We start from the raw sequence: 16522 nt of genomic DNA on the forward strand, positions 1-16522 counted from the left end.
ATTTAGAAATCGTAGTCCTGTATTAACTCAAGGAATGAAAATTATGCTGATAAAACAAAAACCCATTTTGGCTTTTAGTTTAGCAGGTATTTTATTAAGCCCTTATGCGGCATGTGATTTACAGCAGCAAAATGGCTTAGACATTCGTTGTCAGCCTTCTTCACACACAACGCCAGTAATAGGTGAGCTTAGTGATTTGACTCTGATTGGTACGTCAGTGGCGGATGCCCCCTTTGCTACCTCAGCTGCTGAAATTGTTAGCTACGATAGCTGTACCGATTTGCTTTATGTGGTGAATGCACAAGCAAAGCAAGTGGATATATTGACGATGGATGAGCAGGGTAAACCAACGGCAATAGGTGCCATTAATCTGCAATCGGCAGCAAAAACAGCAGGTATCGAGATTGGTGCAGCAAATAGTGTCTCTGCTTATGAGGGGGTGGTTGCAGTAGCCATTGAAAATGCTAATAAACAAGCCAATGGTTTAATTGCTTTATATCGCTCTGATAACTTAAAGCTGATTGCTACTTATCCTACTGGTGCTTTGCCTGATATGGTCAGTTTTTCGAAAGACGGTCGATATATTGCCACGGCCAATGAAGGTGAGCCAAATGCAAATTATCAAGTAGACCCAGAAGGCAGTATTACCTTGGTTGACCTAGCGAACGGTCCAGCGAATGCTAATGTCCAGCAAATAAACTTTAAAGCATTTAATAAAGGGGGCGTACGGCATAATGAGCTGCCGATTTCTGTGCGAATTTCTGGACCCAATGCCACAGTGGCTCAGGATTTAGAGCCTGAGTATTTAAGTTTTGCTGATAACGGTAAACTGTATGTGGCTCTGCAAGAAAATAATGCACTTGCCGTCATTGATGTGGCTACCGCCAGGGTAGATGCCATTGTAGGGTTGGGAACTAAATCATGGGCTAACGTGGCTCTAGATGCATCTAATAAGGATAAAAAAATCGGTAATTTTAAAAGCTACTCTCAGTTGGAAAGTTTGTACATGCCAGATGGTATTGCCAGTTATACCGTCAATGGCAACACCTATCTTGTCACGGCGAATGAAGGTGATAGCCGTGAGTATGGGGTTGATACGACTCAGCAAGTATGTGATGAATCAGGCTATACTTGGGATGAAAATGATTATACGGACACGCCAGATTACACAACAAAAGTAGGCTTTTGTATTGCGCACACTGATGAGGTTCGTGGCAAAAAACTGAAAATTGATAATCAACACCCTTTAGTAGAAGCATTGCAAGACAAGAAACAGCTGGCTCGACTTAAAGTGGTTCAACCCGAATCAAAAGTTGATGCTAATAAACCCGTTTATGCCTTTGGTTCACGTTCTTTTTCCATTTGGGATGATAAGGGTAATCTCACCTTTGATAGCGGTGATCAGTTTAGCCAAACTGTGTTTGCGCTGGAGCCACGCCAGCTAAATAGTACCCATAATAATAATCAAAGTGGTGATAATCGCAGTGATGATCGGGGAGGAGAGCCTGAAGTGGTAGAAGTCGCCTCAATTAATGATCGCCATTATGCTTTTATTGGCTTAGAGCGTCAGGGGGGAATCATGGTATACGACATTACCGACCCAACCAAGGGACGCTTCATCACCTATGTAAATAATCGTCATTATGATCAGGATGTATGCACAGAAGTAGATGATGGTGATTGCAAAAATGGTGTTTATAATCCTAACGCAGGGGATTTGGGGCCAGAGTCAATAGAATACTTTCAGCGACAAGGTAAGCATTATTTAGCGGTGGGTAATGAGGTGAGTGGCACTACATCCGTTTATCAACTGCAATTTAAAAGTCACCGCTAAAAAATGCTTTTTTAGCAATATCCTAACTATTGTAAAATAACAAAGTCTCTGAACAATAAAAGTATATTGTTCAGAGACTTTGTATTATGACTATCTCTAATAATTAGTTATTCCACTGCCCACCCATCATAATGCACGTCAAATTTTTCTTCTTGTTCAGCATACTGGACGGATGTCTACTATTGGTTTTGATATACTGTTATTTTTACGAGTTTATCATTATATTTTTACCCGGTTGAGGTATGTTTATGTTTTGGGATCAAGCCGAACAGGTAACCAAGCAAGCACTAGCAAAGGGCCGTTTATTCCCGATTGCGACAAAGCCCAGTGTGGTTGTACAGGACGGGATACCATTTTTGTTGCATACCAAGCTGGATAATTATCAGAAAAAACCAAAAATAGGAAATAAATCCAGCAACCCTTTTTTACCTTACGAGCCAGATATGTATGTCGGAGATGCAGGTGAATTTCACGTATGTTTATTAAATAAATTTCCGGTGTTATCTCCTCATTTATTAATCTGTACCCGCGAATTTGTTCCACAAACTCAGCTACTCACCTTGGCAGACTTTGAGGCTTGGTTATTGGGTTTTACTGAACCGGATGTCGTGGGATTTTATAACGGCGGGGAGATAGCGGGTGCGAGTCAAATGCATCGTCATATGCAGCTAGTAAGAGCAGCGGTTCCCATAGCAGCTATTATTCATTGTGGTGGTCTGGGATGTAAACATCAACTGTATTGTTTTACGGCCTTAAATGCTAAGGAGCTGTTTGCCGCATATCAACAAGCAATGTATCAATTAGCATTAATAAATGCTGACCAATGCCTACCGCATAATATTGTGTTAACTCAAGAATGGCTATTAATTGTGCCACGTACGCAGGCCCATATAAATCAGATATTAGTAAATGGCTTAAATTATACCGGGCGCTTTTTATTAAAAAATGATGAGCAAAGGCAATGGTTGCAAAATTATGGATTATTGAAATTACTGACTGAGTGTGGACAACCGCAATAAATGTGCTATCACACTGAATAACTGCAATGGTTTGAAATAGCTTGAGTGATTTTAGCTTGAATTGTTAAATTTTTTTGTCTGTAAATAACAAGCAAAAAAAACCCGAATCCTGGGGGATGAATTCGGGTTAAGACCATTAGGAGTGAAACAAAGGTACACAATCCTACGTACCGAGGTCAGATTGACCTAGACTGATTGTGACTTTAGGGGGATTAAGTCTCAATCAGTAATTTTAAGTATTGATGATGCTGGTAAATCCTCCAGCGAAAACTGAGGCATTTTTAAATTCATTTAGCATAAGCAGAGAGCTAAGTATGTAGGGGCTGCTGCCATTATTTTGTCACATTAGCGATTTAATGGGGATTTCCCTTGGGTTTTTTAGGAGGCAGAGCAATTTCATTGTCAGCAATGGCAACGAGACTATTTTCTGACTCTCCTGGTGTTAAATATAAATCAGCTTCTTCATTATCCAATGGTATGTTGCCATGCCAGGGTAATAAGCGATAACTCGCGTGGTGGCTGTAATCAATAAAGGGATATTTAATTATTTTGAAATAGGGTGAATAGTCGAAATCTCGGGGGGCGCAGAGTTTGGGGTTGCGTCTGAATAACTGAACCCTGCCATCAGCTGTATTGGTTTTCACTAATGGTAAGATAGGAAACTGCACGTTATTGAATGCTTCAGCAATCATTGTAGAACAAACGGTTTTGGTGGTGGGGCCAGCCCCCTTAGCAAACAAGGAGGATCGCCAGCGGCGGGGGAGAAGTCGCCAAGGGAACAGAAAGCGTGCTAGGTCGAAAATTTGTCTAACATCATATTCTACGCCAACTCGACTTATTGCATAGTTGATAATTTGCTGGGCATCTTGGTACTTAAGCCCTCGCGGGCGACAAATTCGCAGGTGTTCTTTCTCATAGACAGTGATGGGTCTGATCACGGTGCCCATACCCAACTCACTTTCTACCAGTAGTTGACTGTCAGGGCTGCAATCACAGTGTTGCTTTACTTGCTCCCGAATCTCAGAATCTTCAATATCATGCAGGCGACCAATATATAAAGCCGCGTGAGACCATGGGCTTTGGGTGATGACTTTAATCACTTCACTCACACGGGAACGACCTTCAACCAGGATAATATCGCAAGGCTTAAGCTCATAACGGATACGCTCAAAATCACACATGGGCGCTCGGCGCTGTTTACGCTGGAGGGTTAACCCTTTAGTGATAAGGCGAGTGGTTTTGCCTAGCATGTGTGTTTTGTAACAACCTGACTTCTAGCAATTAAACAAGTATCTAGCCAATAGCTTCTTTAATGATTTGTAAACTCTCCTCTAAAACCGGCTTGCTGGTATAAAAGTGAGGGGAGAGACGAATACCACCACCTCGGTAAGCACATATCACTCCTTTATCCATTAGATGCCGATGCAGCGCAGCCATTTCCTGGCTGTTCACTCTAAAGGTAACAATACCTGCGTAGCGGTTAGTTTCAGTGGTACTAATAACTTGGACGTTATTGAGTTGAGCAAGTTGTTGTTGCAACCAGATAATATTATCAAGCAGTTGCTGTTCCACATTAGCCATCCCCACCTCAAGCAATAAACCGATACTGGCATTCAATGCATAAGCACCGAGCATATTGGGGCTGCCACATTCAAATCGACGTGCTGACTGAGCAATTTCCCAGTCTAGGGTGTCGTAGTTGCCTTGATCTTCCACCATATGCCAACCAAATTGTTTAAGTGATAGTTTAGCTCTGGCTTGGGGAGTACTGTAAAACAAGGCCAACCCTTCAGGTCCAAGCATCCATTTATGGCCATCAGCCATGACAAAATCAGCTTTAATAGCAGTGGCATCAAACTGCACTGCTCCAATACTTTGAATAGCATCGACACAATATAAAATCCCTGCTTGCTGACAGTGATTGCCCAATTGGGTCAAATCAAGCTTTAAGCCAGAGGCATATTGCACTGAGCTAATGGAGAGCAAACGGGTATGCTGATCACAAGCTTCAATCAATGCTTGTTCTGGATGGTTCCCGGAGATATCGACTTGTTTGACAGTAACACCTTGATTGGCCAGAGACTCCCAGACAATCCGGTTGGAAGGAAACTCTTGATCAGAAATCACCACATTATCGCCAGGTTGCCAGGCGATACCGTAAGCCACCACTGATAACGCTTCGGAGGTATTTTTTAGTAGCGCAATATCTTGCCAGTCGGTGGCATTAATGAGCGTGGCCAAGCGGCTTTTTAATTGTTGCTCAGTTGCTAGCCAATTAGGGTATTGACTAGCACCTTGCTGGATATTTTCTTGAGCAAATGCTTCGACTGCTTGAGCTGTTCGGGCTGGCCAGGGTGCAACAGCCGCATGATTAAGGTAATAAATTTCAGGGTTAAGGGGAAATTCAGCGTGCCATTGACTCATAAGCCACCTGTTATTAGCGATATACTTCAGTCAATTTATGTTAATACAACAGTTAAATCAAATACAGGATACAAGTTGAATTAACTGTGTGAGAAAGTAGTTATCCTGGCTGCTTTTTCAGTACTCATGGGCATTAAAGGGAAGGCAGTGATGCTTGAAAGTGACATATTTTAACGAGTTATATGACACGCTTATTGCGCCAGTTTTCATTATTTACTGTAGCGACAAAGCGATATTGCTTGCCAAAAATATTCAACATGGTATGAATAAGGGGTCTAACTACAATCAAAAATTTGCCTACGGTGCAGGTGTATGGCGGATATAACAAGAAAACAGCGCGAATTTAAACGTCGCGAAAATGAGATCCTGGAAACTGCATTAGCTTTATTTTTAGAAAAGGGGGAAGACAATGTTACTGTTGAGATGATTGCTGAAACCGTTGGTATTGGTAAAGGTACAGTGTACAGTCACTTTCGCTCAAAGGCGGAAATATTTTTACGACTGATGCTGATTTATGAAGAGGAGCTGGCTAGCCTAATTCAGTCTGATGAAGTGTCTTCAGACCGAGGAGCTTTGCCGCGTGCCTACTTCGAATATCGGATGAAGCATCCAGAAAAGTACTATTTATTTGATCGTCTAGAGCAAAAGCTCACGCGTCGTAACCCACACCCAGAGCTATTTCGTGAGTTGCATCGAATTCGTGCGTCGAATATTGCTCGCTTAACGGAGCTGATCAAAGCGCGAATTGATGATAATTTGCTGGAAAATGTTCCACCTTATTTTCATTATTGTGCTGCTTGGGCGCTGGTACATGGGGCAGTTGCTGTGTATCACTCTGCGTTTTGGCAAGATGTAATAGAAGATAAGGATGGCTTTTTTCAGTTTATGATGGATATTGGTATGCGCATGGGTAAACGGGGGCACAGTAAAAACAGTCGTCCAGAAGAAAGCCCGCAATCTTATGCGACCAGGGAAGAGGAGCAAGCGAGTACAGCAAGCGACAATAACGAACTTGAAGTCACCGAAGCAGATGAAGTGCTAGTCGCAGGTTAGTAGGGTATGGTTGTTGCTTGTATCTGGTTGAATTAAAAAAACAGATACAAGCAATGATTCTACGATTGATTAGCGTTTTAAGCTTTATCAAAGCCTTGAGGCAACAGTGGCTCACGTTTTGTTTGTTGCTGTTAACGATAAATTTAACTGCCTGCATGCCAAGTGATATCGGCAAAGAATTGCATCGCTATGCTGTTGACTTGCGTTTAGTAGATAACAGTCAGCTAGGGTATAACAACAATTGGGTATTACCTCGTCATTCACGCATCTTGGTTGTTTCTGGGCCCGGTTTAAAGACGGACGAAGTCAACTATCAGGCGGCGTTAACTAATGAAGTTTACCAGGTATTCACTGCTCGTTTTCCTTATACACAACGTTATCCTAGTGTACAGCCTTCTCTATTAACTGCACTTAATACCGCGCGAAATCAGCGTTATCAGTTTGTTTTATATACGCAACTGTTATTCTTTGATGATAAAGTGGGCAATTGGGTAGAGTTTGAATACTCTGAAGATATCCGACGAGTAGGGCCTGATCGTGTTTCTGCCAGGCTGACATTAGTAGAAATTAGCTCCGAATATATTGTTGACTCCATTCTGCTGCAAAGTAACAGTGGTTGGCTAAGCTTTTATAATGACAAGCCCGACCAACTGTTTCGAGAACCGATTGAAGATTATGCCAATAGCTTAACCCCTCAATAGCCATCGATGTTGCATTTTTAACTGAGAAACCATGATTGCAATGACTTAGAAACAGGCTTTGTGGTTAAATAGGCAACAAGAGCGGTACAAAAAGCTGTCTAAAAAAACTGGCCTTCATATGAGTCAAGCACATATTAACCCTGCAGCCATTGCAGCAAGTATTGAGCAAGCCATTAATCATCCTTCATTGCCTCCGGTCAGCCAATGGCAACCTAATCATTGTGATGATATTGATATTGTGATTAAAAGCAATGGACAGTGGTTTTTTCATGGTACACCAATTAATCGCCCACAACTAGTACGACTGTTTTCGACTGTGCTGCGAAAAGAACAAGCAGACTATTATTTGGTCACACCAGTGGAAAAGCTAAAAGTCATTGTAGAAGATGCTCCGTTCATTGCTGTTGCTGTTGAGATAACAGAGGAAAATCGTCATCAGCAACTGGTATTTACCACCAATGTAGGGGATAAAGTGTTGTTAGGTGCTGATCATCCATTACAAGTTCGTTTCGTAGCAGAACAATCCAAGCCTTATATTTTGGTGAGAGACCAGTTGGAAGCACTGATTAATCGTAATGTATTTTATGAGTTAGTTGCTAAGGCTGTCGTCAATGAAATTGAGGGGAATTGCCACTTAGGTCTATGGAGTCATGGCCAGTTTTTTAGTTTAGGCTTAGCCTCTTAAGATCCATTAAATAATTGTCATGAACTCGTTTCATGGTGAACTACAATATAATTCATAACTTATAAACGGCCCAATAAGAAGAATTAAGGTAATAAAGCTTGGAAAGTGCATACACTGAAGCAGTAGATCACCAGCTAGAAGAGTTGCCATTACTGGATGTGAGAGAACTGGCTGTTGAATTTCAGTTACCAGGTGGGGTGTTTACAGCCGTCAAAAGTGTCTCATTTAGTTTGCGCCATGGCAGTACGGTTGCATTGGTGGGAGAGTCGGGATCAGGTAAATCGGTTACGGCTCAAGCCATCCTGGGTATTTTGCCCAAAAATGCGCGAATTGCTAAAGGAGACATTATTTTTCGCGAGCCTGGTATTTTAGTCAGCACCACCAATATCGCTAAACTATCGCCAGACTCGCAAATGATGAGGGATATGCGCGGTAGTCAAATTTCAATTATTTTTCAGGAACCGATGGTGTCCATGTCCAACATGCATACTATTGGCGATCAAGTCAGTGAAGCCTTGTTTTTACATCGTCGTATCAGTAAGCAACAAGGACTGAAGCTGACCAAAGATATGCTGTCATTAGTAGGGTTTCGGAATGCTGACCAGGCATTTCACCTATACCCCTTTGAGTTATCGGGTGGCTTACGGCAGCGGGCCATGATTGCAATGGCATTAATTTGCCACCCTGCTATTTTAATCGCTGACGAGCCTACTACAGCGTTAGATGTTACCGTGCAGTTGCAAATATTGAAGCTAATGCAACGGTTGCAGCGGGAATTAAACATGGGAATATTACTGATTACCCATGATTTAGGTGTGGTCGCTCATATGGCGGATGAAGTGGTGGTGATGTATCACGGCCATGTTGTTGAACGAGGACCAGTAGAAGCGATTTATAGTGACCCTCAGCATCCCTACTTAAAAGCATTATTTCACTCTATTCCTCGTTTTGGGTTAGCGAAGGAAGAACGTTTAACCCCCATTCGTGATATTCAGGTATCCACTGAAAATATTGAGAAAAACTTTACCCACTGGCAGCCGGAAGAAAAGCTGATTGGCCCTCATCTAGAAGTCGTTCGGTTGAGTAAAAACTTCTCACAACGAAACAAAGGTAAGTGGTTTAAACGCCAGTCTGAGCAAGAGATTATTCAAGCTGTACACAAAGTGTCGTTTAAAATTGAAGTGGGGGAGTGCTTAGGGCTGGTCGGTGAGAGTGGCTGTGGTAAAAGCACGCTCAGTAAGATGATTATGCGCGCCTTATCTCCAAGCAATGGAGACATTCGCTACAATGACCGAGGTAAAATGATTTCTCTGTTGAATTTGGATGAGGAAACCTTGCGGGCATTTCGCACTAAAATTCAATTGGTTTTTCAAGACCCATTCAGTGCGCTAAGCCCGCGTATGACTATTTTAGATGTATTAACTGAACCTTTAGTTATTCATAATATTGGTGACCCAGGATCTCGTCGCGACTGTGCAAAAGAACTGATGAAGTTAGTAGGGTTAGATCCTGCTTTTTTAAATCGTTATCCTCATAGTTTTTCCGGTGGGCAGCGACAGCGGATCAGCATTGCTCGGGCTTTAGCATTAGCCCCTGATTTCTTAATTTTAGATGAGCCTGTTTCCGCTCTGGATGTATCAGTACAAGCGCAAATTCTTAATTTATTAAAAGACTTACAGCACGAATTAGGGTTAACCTATTTATTCATTAGCCATAATTTGGCTGTTGTAGACTATATTGCTGACCGCATTGTGGTGATGTGTCGTGGCCAGATTGTCGAGCAGGCACCTACCGAAAAGCTATTTGCCAACCCTAATCATCCCTATACCAAAACCTTAATGGAAGCTGTGTTAGCACCTGATTTAAGTTCTCGACGAGAGTTTGAGAAGCTGGGGCCAGCGTTGTCTCAGCCAGAATTCTGGCCGGCCCCTTACACCTTATCACCTCATATTCCTAATGAGCTGGTTGAAATTGAAGAAGACCATTTTGTCAGGATGTGTCCCCATGAGTATTAATCTTAATACTTTTTTTACTGCGTTAGCCCTTGTTGTATGGTTGCTGGGAGGAATCAGTGTTCAGGCAGTAATGGCAGATTTACCTGAAGAACCATTAGTGACCAAGATGGCCCCTGATCAGACCATTGGAAAACAAGGGGGCACGCTCTATACACTGATGGCAAAGAGCAAAGATATTCGAATGATGACGGTATTTGGCTATGCCAGATTAGTTGGGTTTACCCGTAATTTCGAGCTGAAACCAGATTTATTGAAAGATATTATTGTTGAAGAGGGCGGGCGCAGTTTTACGTTAATTATTCGTAAAGGCCATCGTTGGTCTGACGGGCACTTATTTACTGCGGAAGATTTTCGCTATTATTGGGAGGATATTGCCAATAATAAAAAACTGTCCCCTTTTGGTCCACCACAGCAATTAATGGTAAAAGGGAAGCCGCCAACATTTACCTTAATTGATGAGCATACCGTGCGTTATCGGTGGGATGAGCCGAACCCCTATTTTTTGCCCGCATTGGCAGGTGCCAGACCATTATTCATTTATGTGCCGGCCCACTATTTAAAGCAATTTCATGCTTCTTATACGCAAGCAGAAACGCTGGCTTTATTGGTTGATAAATACAGTAAGCGAAACTGGGCAGGACTGCATCACTCCCGAGCCAGACAGTATAAATTAACCAACCCGAAATTACCGGTATTACAACCATGGGTGAATACAACCAAGCCACCTTCAGAACGCTTTGTTTTTAAACGGAATCCGAATTATCACCGAGTCGATGAAAAAGGTCAGCAGTTGCCTTATATTGATCAGGTAGTGATTAATATTGCTTCTAGTAGTTTGATTCCAGCCAAAGCCCGGGCAGGTGATGCCACATTACAAGCCCGTTATATTCGACTAGATAACTACACTTTTTTAAAAGCAGGTGAAAAGCAAGGAAACTATAAAGTCTTTCTTTGGAAAAATGCACGAGGCTCGCAGGTTGCCCTTTACCCTAATTTAAATGCGAACGACCCCGAGTGGCGTAAGTTAATGCAATCAGCCCCGTTTCGGCGTGCCTTATCTTTGGCAATTAACCGGCATGAAATAAATCAGGTGGTGTATTATGGGCTAGCGATAGAAGGGGGTAATACGGTATTACCTGCAAGCCCTCTTTATGATAAAAAATTCACTAAGAATTGGTGCCAGTATGACCCTAAATTAGCCAATCAGCTGTTGGACGAATTGGGGTTAACTAAGCGCAATAATTTAGGTATTCGCCTATTACCTGATGGCCGACCTATGGAAATTATTGTGCAATCCCCTGGTGAGTCAACTGAGCAAACGGATATTTTGGAATTAATTCGCGATCATTGGCGAGCGATAGGTATTAAATTACTCACCCGTCCTTCTCAACGGGAGGTATTTCGCAACCGGGTTTTTTCTGGAGAAGCCATCATGGCTGTCTGGGAAGGACTGGATAATGCCCTACCAACCGCTGAAATGAACCCCAAACAATTAGCGCCCAGTGTACAAGAACAATATCAGTGGTCGCAGTGGGGTAAATATTATGAAACAGGCCAAGGCAAGCCTCCTCAACAGCCAGAAGTGTTAGAGCTGGTTAACTTACATAGAAACTGGATGCATGCGCCTAATATACAACAAAAGTCTGATATCTGGCGGCAGATGCTGTCTATTTATGCTGATCAGGTTTATACCATTGGTACCGTCACAGGAATATTACAGCCACTTGTGGTGAGTAATAATCTAATGAATGTGCCGAAGGAGGGTTGGTTTAGCTGGGAGCCTGGGGCTTATTTTGGCGTGTATCGTATGGATACTTTTTGGTTAAAGACTAAAGCAGGGGAGTAAATATGTTTAATTATATTGCTCACCGTATGTTGATGATGATCCCAACCCTCGTTGTCATCAGTATTATTGTATTCACAATTATCCAATTACCTCCAGGGGATTTTTTAGAAAGCTACATGGCGGAGTTGCAAAGCCAGGGTGAGTCGATTGATAAACAAAAAATTGCTTATTTAAGGCAAGAGTATGGTCTTGATAAGTCGATGCCTGAACAATACTGGACCTGGGTAACAGGATTATTGGAGGGAGATTTAGGTTATTCCTTTGAATATAACCTGCCAGTGAGGGAGGTGGTAGGGGATCGAATGTATTTAACCATCATGGTATCAATGCTAACCATTATTTTTACCTGGATTATCGCTTTTCCTATAGGCATGTACTCAGCCACCCATCAATACAGTTGGGGGGATTATGGCCTGACGTTAATTGGCTTTATTGGTTTGGCGACCCCTAACTTTTTATTGGCGTTGGTATTGTTATATTTGGCTAATGTTTATTTTGGAGTCTCTATAGGCGGTTTAATGGATGAGCAGTATGTCAATAAACCTTGGACTTGGGATAAGTTTAAATCCATTTTGGAGCATTTATGGATTCCTGTGATTGTGATTGGGACTTCAGGGACTGCGGGGATGATTCGACGCTTGCGGGCCAATCTGCTGGATGAATTAAATAAGCCTTATGTCGTCACAGGCCGTGCCAAAGGACTTGGAGAGAAAAAACTGCTGATTAAATACCCATTGCGGGTATCACTGAATTTTTTTATTGCTGATATCGGTAGCATGTTGCCAAGTATTATCTCGGGTGCAGAGATTGTTGCGCTGGTGCTGTCATTGCCCACCACAGGTCCAATGTTATTAGGCGCATTACAAAGCCAGGATATGTATTTGGCTGGCTCGTTTCTGATGTTTTTAGCCGTATTAACCGTCATTGGCGTACTCGTCTCTGATTTAGCGTTGGCTGCGTTAGATCCCCGCATTCGCTTAACGGGAGGGGCCACTAAATGAGGCATCAACCAGAGCATCCTGCCAATCCCCATTATGTTTCGATTGAACCCTATGACCCTGATGCCATTACCAAAGTGGCGGCTGAGCAAGAGAAGTTTTACTTAGCATCACAGTGGGCGTTGATCTGGTGGAAGTTTAAAAGACACCGGTTGGCCATGGTGAGTGGGGTTTTTATTATTTTTGTTTATGCCTCCATTTTAATTTGTGAGTTTTTAGCCCCTTACAATTTACATAGTAGGAATACAGACCATATTTACTCGCCCCCTCAGCCAGTGCATTTTTTTCATGAAGGCAAGTTTGTTGGCCCATTTGTCTATCGCTGGTATAACACGTTGAATATGGAGTTGCTGCAACGTGACTACCATGAAGACAAAACCCAGGTATTGCCGATTCGTTTTTTTTGTAGTGGGGATGAATATGAGTTTTGGGGAGCTGTTAAAAGCAACTTCCATCTATTTTGTGCCCCCGAGCAAGGGACCTTATTTTTATTTGGGACAGACCGACTCGGTCGCGATATGTTTTCTCGCATTGTGTATGGTGCCAGAATTTCCATGACCATTGGCTTGGTGGGCATTACGTTAAGTATGCTGATGGGGATTGTGATTGGGAGTTTGGCTGGCTATTACGGTGGCTGGATTGACCACCTGGTGCAACGGAGTATTGAAATAATCCGCTCATTTCCGGAGTTGCCGTTATGGATGGCATTATCTGCCATTTTACCCGTTACCTGGAGTCCTCTGTGGGTGTTTTTTGGGATTACCTTAATTTTGGCGCTAATGGATTGGACTGGGCTTGCCAGGGCCGTGCGCTCTAAACTTCTGGCCTTGCGTGAAGAAGATTATACAGTGGCAGCCCAATTAATGGGAGCAAAAACCCAGCGCATTGTTAGAAGGCATTTATTGCCGGCTTTCTTTAGTCACTTAATTGCCTCTGCAACGTTATCCATACCTACCATGATTCTAGGGGAAACTGCATTAAGCTTTTTAGGCTTGGGCTTACGCCCTCCGATTACCAGCTGGGGGGTGCTGTTAAGTGAAGCGCAGAATGTTAATGTGGTTGCGATATATCCTTGGTTATTAATCCCAGTTATCCCTGTCATACTAGTTATCTTGGCATTTAATTTCTTTGGTGATGGAATTAGAGATGCAGCTGATCCTTATAAGCACTAAAGTTACCCTAAAGCAAGCATACTAACAGATATCATCAAGAAAGTAGGATATGAAGTTTTCACTGGGAGAGTGGATATAAGTAAACTCTAAACCAATTAAATAGTTATTCTCTTTTAATTCTGTATGACACACTTGAGCATGTACATAAATGCTCATGCCTTTATTTTCATAGTTCATCGTGTACAAACAGAGAATGCAGATCTCCCCTGGTAGCATTTTTTTGCACGACTGGACTAATATGCCTTCTTGGGAAATATTCAACATTTTGATATAGCTGGTATCTCGATGGCTTTTGAGAATACCTACACAGTTCAGCTGTTGAAGGGGATAGCGGGGGCTTATGCGGCGGTCAATGTTCATGGAAGTAGCCAAAAAAGAGAAGGTTTCTTAGAGAGTAAGTGGGTCCATCTGCAATAGCAATGAATGATTGTTTATGTGTATGGATTTTTTATAAATTATTTCGAATAATGCAATAATAAAGTTTAAAGCAAAGGCTGTGCTTTAATGACACAAGCTATGCTTACATAAGCGTTTTGCAAACAATTACCTAATGTTACCCATGAATGTAAGTAAGCATGGTGTAGTTATCTTGTTACAATTTACTTTGGCTTTACTGCTATTGGTTGGTAGTGGTCAGCCCCGTCTGTTGTTTGCTTCAGAAATACTGAGAGTAGGTGTGGGGTTAATTACTGCTTCAGGCAAAGCGAGAGCAGGGGGCGTGGAAAACAGCGTTTACCTTGATAGGTAACTTTGCTGAAAGTTTGTTTGGAAAAATTCCTCCCAATATTAAAAAAAATATTCGATTCATAAAGTTTCCTGAGATGACGAAAAATATGCCTATTTATGAAGATGCACCAACTGATATATTTTTCTTAAGCAAAGCGGCAGCACATAAAAAATATGCGAAAAAATTCATGGCTTTTTTAGCAACAAAAAAAGTACAAGAATCGCTGACTGATGGACTGTCAATGATTCTTATTAATAGAAAGGCCAAACCGAAAAACACCTACTTTTTAAAAGAGGGTAAAAAACTACTAGATCAGGCAGTTGGGTATGCTCAGTTTTATGATCGAGATACACCACAAAATATGGCGGATAAAGGCATTCGAATTTTTAGTCAATTTATTGAAGACGGCAATGTTGAAAAAGCCATCAGCGATTTAGAGGCAGCTAGAAACCGGTTTTATATAGGGATGCATACGCCAAAAGATTGTAACCCTTTATAAATGTTAAACCACGATAAGTACTTAAGCCTCAGAAAACTCAGCTATGAGAACCATAGCTGAGTAGTAGTAAATGGCCTTTAATCTTCAACGGTTGTCTCCACCCACATAATAAATTCTTGTGACTTTGGTGATATTCCAATTGTCCTTGAGGGGATAGTTTATATTTTATGGTGCAGGATAACTTCTTATGGACAATCTTGATGCCATAGTGCAACTAGTTTGCCAAAAACATTCAACAAGAGAGGAGAAAGCGACTTATTAAATAACGCTGATGAAACTGAAGCTTACGACGATTGTGATCTATAATATTCATATGAATATTTATGAGTATATAGACCAACAAATTGAGGCGGGAAAAAATTGCTTCGTGATGGCTGATGGGGCCAGTATAGATAACCTACTTGGTAAAATCTATGATATTGAAGGAGACCCTGATTATTTCCCCATTTATAAAAATACACTGCTAGAAGGGGTGTTAAAACTAACACCCTGTTTAGTGGCTGTTAATAGTCAGTCAAAATTTTTGAGTTATTTACTACAAGAGCAATCGACAAATAGCTGGTATTTGGTTATTACCCAGCAGAATCTGGAGACGTTAGGTACTTATTGCCAAACCTTGCTTTATACTCAGGTACCAGATGGCCGAGAACTACTCCTGTTGTATTACCGGTCATTAGTGATGCTGCGTTTGATGCAAGGCAGTGATGTAACAGAAAGGCGGCGCCTATTAGGACCTATCGAACAATTGCTCATTATTGAAAACCCCAGTGAGGATTTTAAAGCGCTGAGTGACAGATGTCTGTGGGTTAATGAAAGTCTTTGGCAAGGCCCAATGCCTGATCAGCTGGCTTGGTATCACTTAAGTGATCAACAGTGGCAATATTTGCAGTCTATTCATCATGCTAAATTAGTTAAAGCCATATCAGCGCGTCTTATTGAAGACAACGAATCTTTTGCTTTAACCAGTGCCCCTCAATTAACTGCCTTTATCGAACATTGGCTAAACAAAGCTAATATCTACCAAATTGATGAAACTGAGAATGTTATTAAACTGATCCAGGTCATGACAGAATTTGGCGACCAGCTGCCAGAAGAAGACTTCGCTCAGATGGAAAGTTATATCTTGCTTAATTCTGAATGGTCAGAAATTGAAAAAATTACTAATCTGGAAAGCTACGCGGCTCTGGTTTATGAGCATCCTAATAACCCTATCAACCCAATACGCTGTTTAGCCTATGATGTTGTCTACCAGCATATGCCTGACCAACGACACCCTATTGACCCATTCAAGGAAGAACACCAAACAGCCAAACTTATATTCATGCAAGCTTATCGGCAAATTAAAGTACAACAACTGGCTGCTTTTCAGGCAATGTGGGCAACCTATCAATATTATGGGAATCAACTGATTGACCAACAGCGGCTTTATATGACGATTAATTATTTTTCACCAGACCATGCTGTTTATCGGCAAACCTTGCGCCATTTTTATAATGAGCTCACCAGTCCAACAGAACAAGCGTCTACTCCTGAAAGGGATTAATTCATC

At 41.8% G+C, this 16522-nt stretch carries 15 protein-coding genes; 12 read left to right on the forward strand and 3 right to left on the reverse strand.

The window, feature by feature from the left end:
• Positions 1–43: 43 nt before the first annotated feature.
• Positions 44–1834 carry a choice-of-anchor I family protein gene (locus OQE68_RS23830; protein ID WP_219339981.1) on the forward strand — a complete coding sequence of 597 codons (1791 nt, stop codon included), beginning with the start codon at positions 44–46 and terminating at the stop codon, positions 1832–1834.
• 248 nt (positions 1835–2082) lie between these two features.
• On the forward strand, positions 2083–2853 hold the full coding sequence (locus tag OQE68_RS23835; RefSeq protein ID WP_180567893.1) for an ATP adenylyltransferase family protein: 771 nt from the start codon (positions 2083–2085) through the stop codon (positions 2851–2853).
• A 353-nt stretch (positions 2854–3206) separates the two neighbouring features.
• Here OQE68_RS23835 and OQE68_RS23840 read toward each other — a convergent pair whose 3' ends face one another.
• Both OQE68_RS23840 and OQE68_RS23845 read right to left on the reverse strand, forming a co-directional pair.
• On the reverse strand, positions 3207–4103 hold the full coding sequence (locus OQE68_RS23840; protein WP_180567892.1) for a C40 family peptidase: 897 nt from the start codon (positions 4101–4103) through the stop codon (positions 3207–3209).
• Positions 4104–4146: 43 nt separating this feature from the next.
• Complete coding sequence (locus OQE68_RS23845; RefSeq protein WP_180567891.1) at positions 4147–5277, reverse strand: aminotransferase class V-fold PLP-dependent enzyme; 1131 nt, start codon at positions 5275–5277, stop codon at positions 4147–4149.
• A 312-nt stretch (positions 5278–5589) separates the two neighbouring features.
• Here OQE68_RS23845 and OQE68_RS23850 point away from each other — a divergent pair, with 312 nt between their 5' ends.
• From OQE68_RS23850 to OQE68_RS23880, 7 genes are all read left to right on the forward strand, one after another.
• Positions 5590–6330 (forward strand): TetR/AcrR family transcriptional regulator, encoded by a 741-nt coding sequence (locus OQE68_RS23850; protein ID WP_180567890.1) that lies wholly within the window; start codon positions 5590–5592, stop codon positions 6328–6330.
• Between the two features lie 155 nt (positions 6331–6485).
• On the forward strand, positions 6486–7031 hold the full coding sequence (locus tag OQE68_RS23855; protein ID WP_180567889.1) for a DUF4823 domain-containing protein: 546 nt from the start codon (positions 6486–6488) through the stop codon (positions 7029–7031).
• Positions 7032–7149: 118 nt separating this feature from the next.
• Positions 7150–7716: a DUF1285 domain-containing protein gene (locus OQE68_RS23860; protein ID WP_180567888.1), complete on the forward strand. Its 567-nt coding sequence runs from the start codon at positions 7150–7152 to the stop codon at positions 7714–7716.
• A 98-nt stretch (positions 7717–7814) separates the two neighbouring features.
• Positions 7815–9731: an ABC transporter ATP-binding protein gene (locus OQE68_RS23865; RefSeq protein ID WP_255490821.1), complete on the forward strand. Its 1917-nt coding sequence runs from the start codon at positions 7815–7817 to the stop codon at positions 9729–9731.
• Positions 9721–11577, forward strand: coding sequence for an ABC transporter substrate-binding protein (locus tag OQE68_RS23870; RefSeq protein WP_255490820.1), 1857 nt, complete (start codon positions 9721–9723; stop codon positions 11575–11577). The genes OQE68_RS23865 and OQE68_RS23870 overlap by 11 nt, the downstream gene beginning before the upstream one ends.
• Before the next feature lie 2 nt (positions 11578–11579).
• Positions 11580–12578: an ABC transporter permease gene (locus OQE68_RS23875; RefSeq protein ID WP_180567886.1), complete on the forward strand. Its 999-nt coding sequence runs from the start codon at positions 11580–11582 to the stop codon at positions 12576–12578.
• Complete coding sequence (locus tag OQE68_RS23880; RefSeq protein ID WP_180567885.1) at positions 12575–13747, forward strand: ABC transporter permease; 1173 nt, start codon at positions 12575–12577, stop codon at positions 13745–13747. The genes OQE68_RS23875 and OQE68_RS23880 overlap by 4 nt, the downstream gene beginning before the upstream one ends.
• Before the next feature lie 21 nt (positions 13748–13768).
• Here OQE68_RS23880 and OQE68_RS23885 read toward each other — a convergent pair whose 3' ends face one another.
• The gene (locus tag OQE68_RS23885) at positions 13769–14107 is read right to left on the reverse strand and encodes a PilZ domain-containing protein (RefSeq protein WP_180567884.1); all 339 of its coding nucleotides are present in this window, start codon (positions 14105–14107) and stop codon (positions 13769–13771) included.
• A gap of 199 nt (positions 14108–14306) precedes the next feature.
• Between OQE68_RS23885 and OQE68_RS23890 the strand changes: the two genes are divergently transcribed.
• The 3 genes from OQE68_RS23890 to OQE68_RS23900 all read left to right on the forward strand — a co-directional run bounded on the left by OQE68_RS23890 (position 14307) and on the right by OQE68_RS23900 (position 16516).
• Positions 14307–14495 carry a hypothetical protein gene (locus OQE68_RS23890; RefSeq protein WP_180567883.1) on the forward strand — a complete coding sequence of 63 codons (189 nt, stop codon included), beginning with the start codon at positions 14307–14309 and terminating at the stop codon, positions 14493–14495.
• Complete coding sequence (locus OQE68_RS23895; RefSeq protein ID WP_180567882.1) at positions 14485–14973, forward strand: hypothetical protein; 489 nt, start codon at positions 14485–14487, stop codon at positions 14971–14973. The genes OQE68_RS23890 and OQE68_RS23895 overlap by 11 nt, the downstream gene beginning before the upstream one ends.
• A 271-nt stretch (positions 14974–15244) precedes the next feature.
• Positions 15245–16516 carry a DUF4123 domain-containing protein gene (locus tag OQE68_RS23900; RefSeq protein WP_180567881.1) on the forward strand — a complete coding sequence of 424 codons (1272 nt, stop codon included), beginning with the start codon at positions 15245–15247 and terminating at the stop codon, positions 16514–16516.
• The last annotated feature ends 6 nt before the right edge of the window (positions 16517–16522 follow it).

The organism is Spartinivicinus marinus, assembly GCF_026309355.1.
Taxonomy (GTDB): Bacteria; Pseudomonadota; Gammaproteobacteria; order Pseudomonadales; family Zooshikellaceae; genus Spartinivicinus; species Spartinivicinus marinus.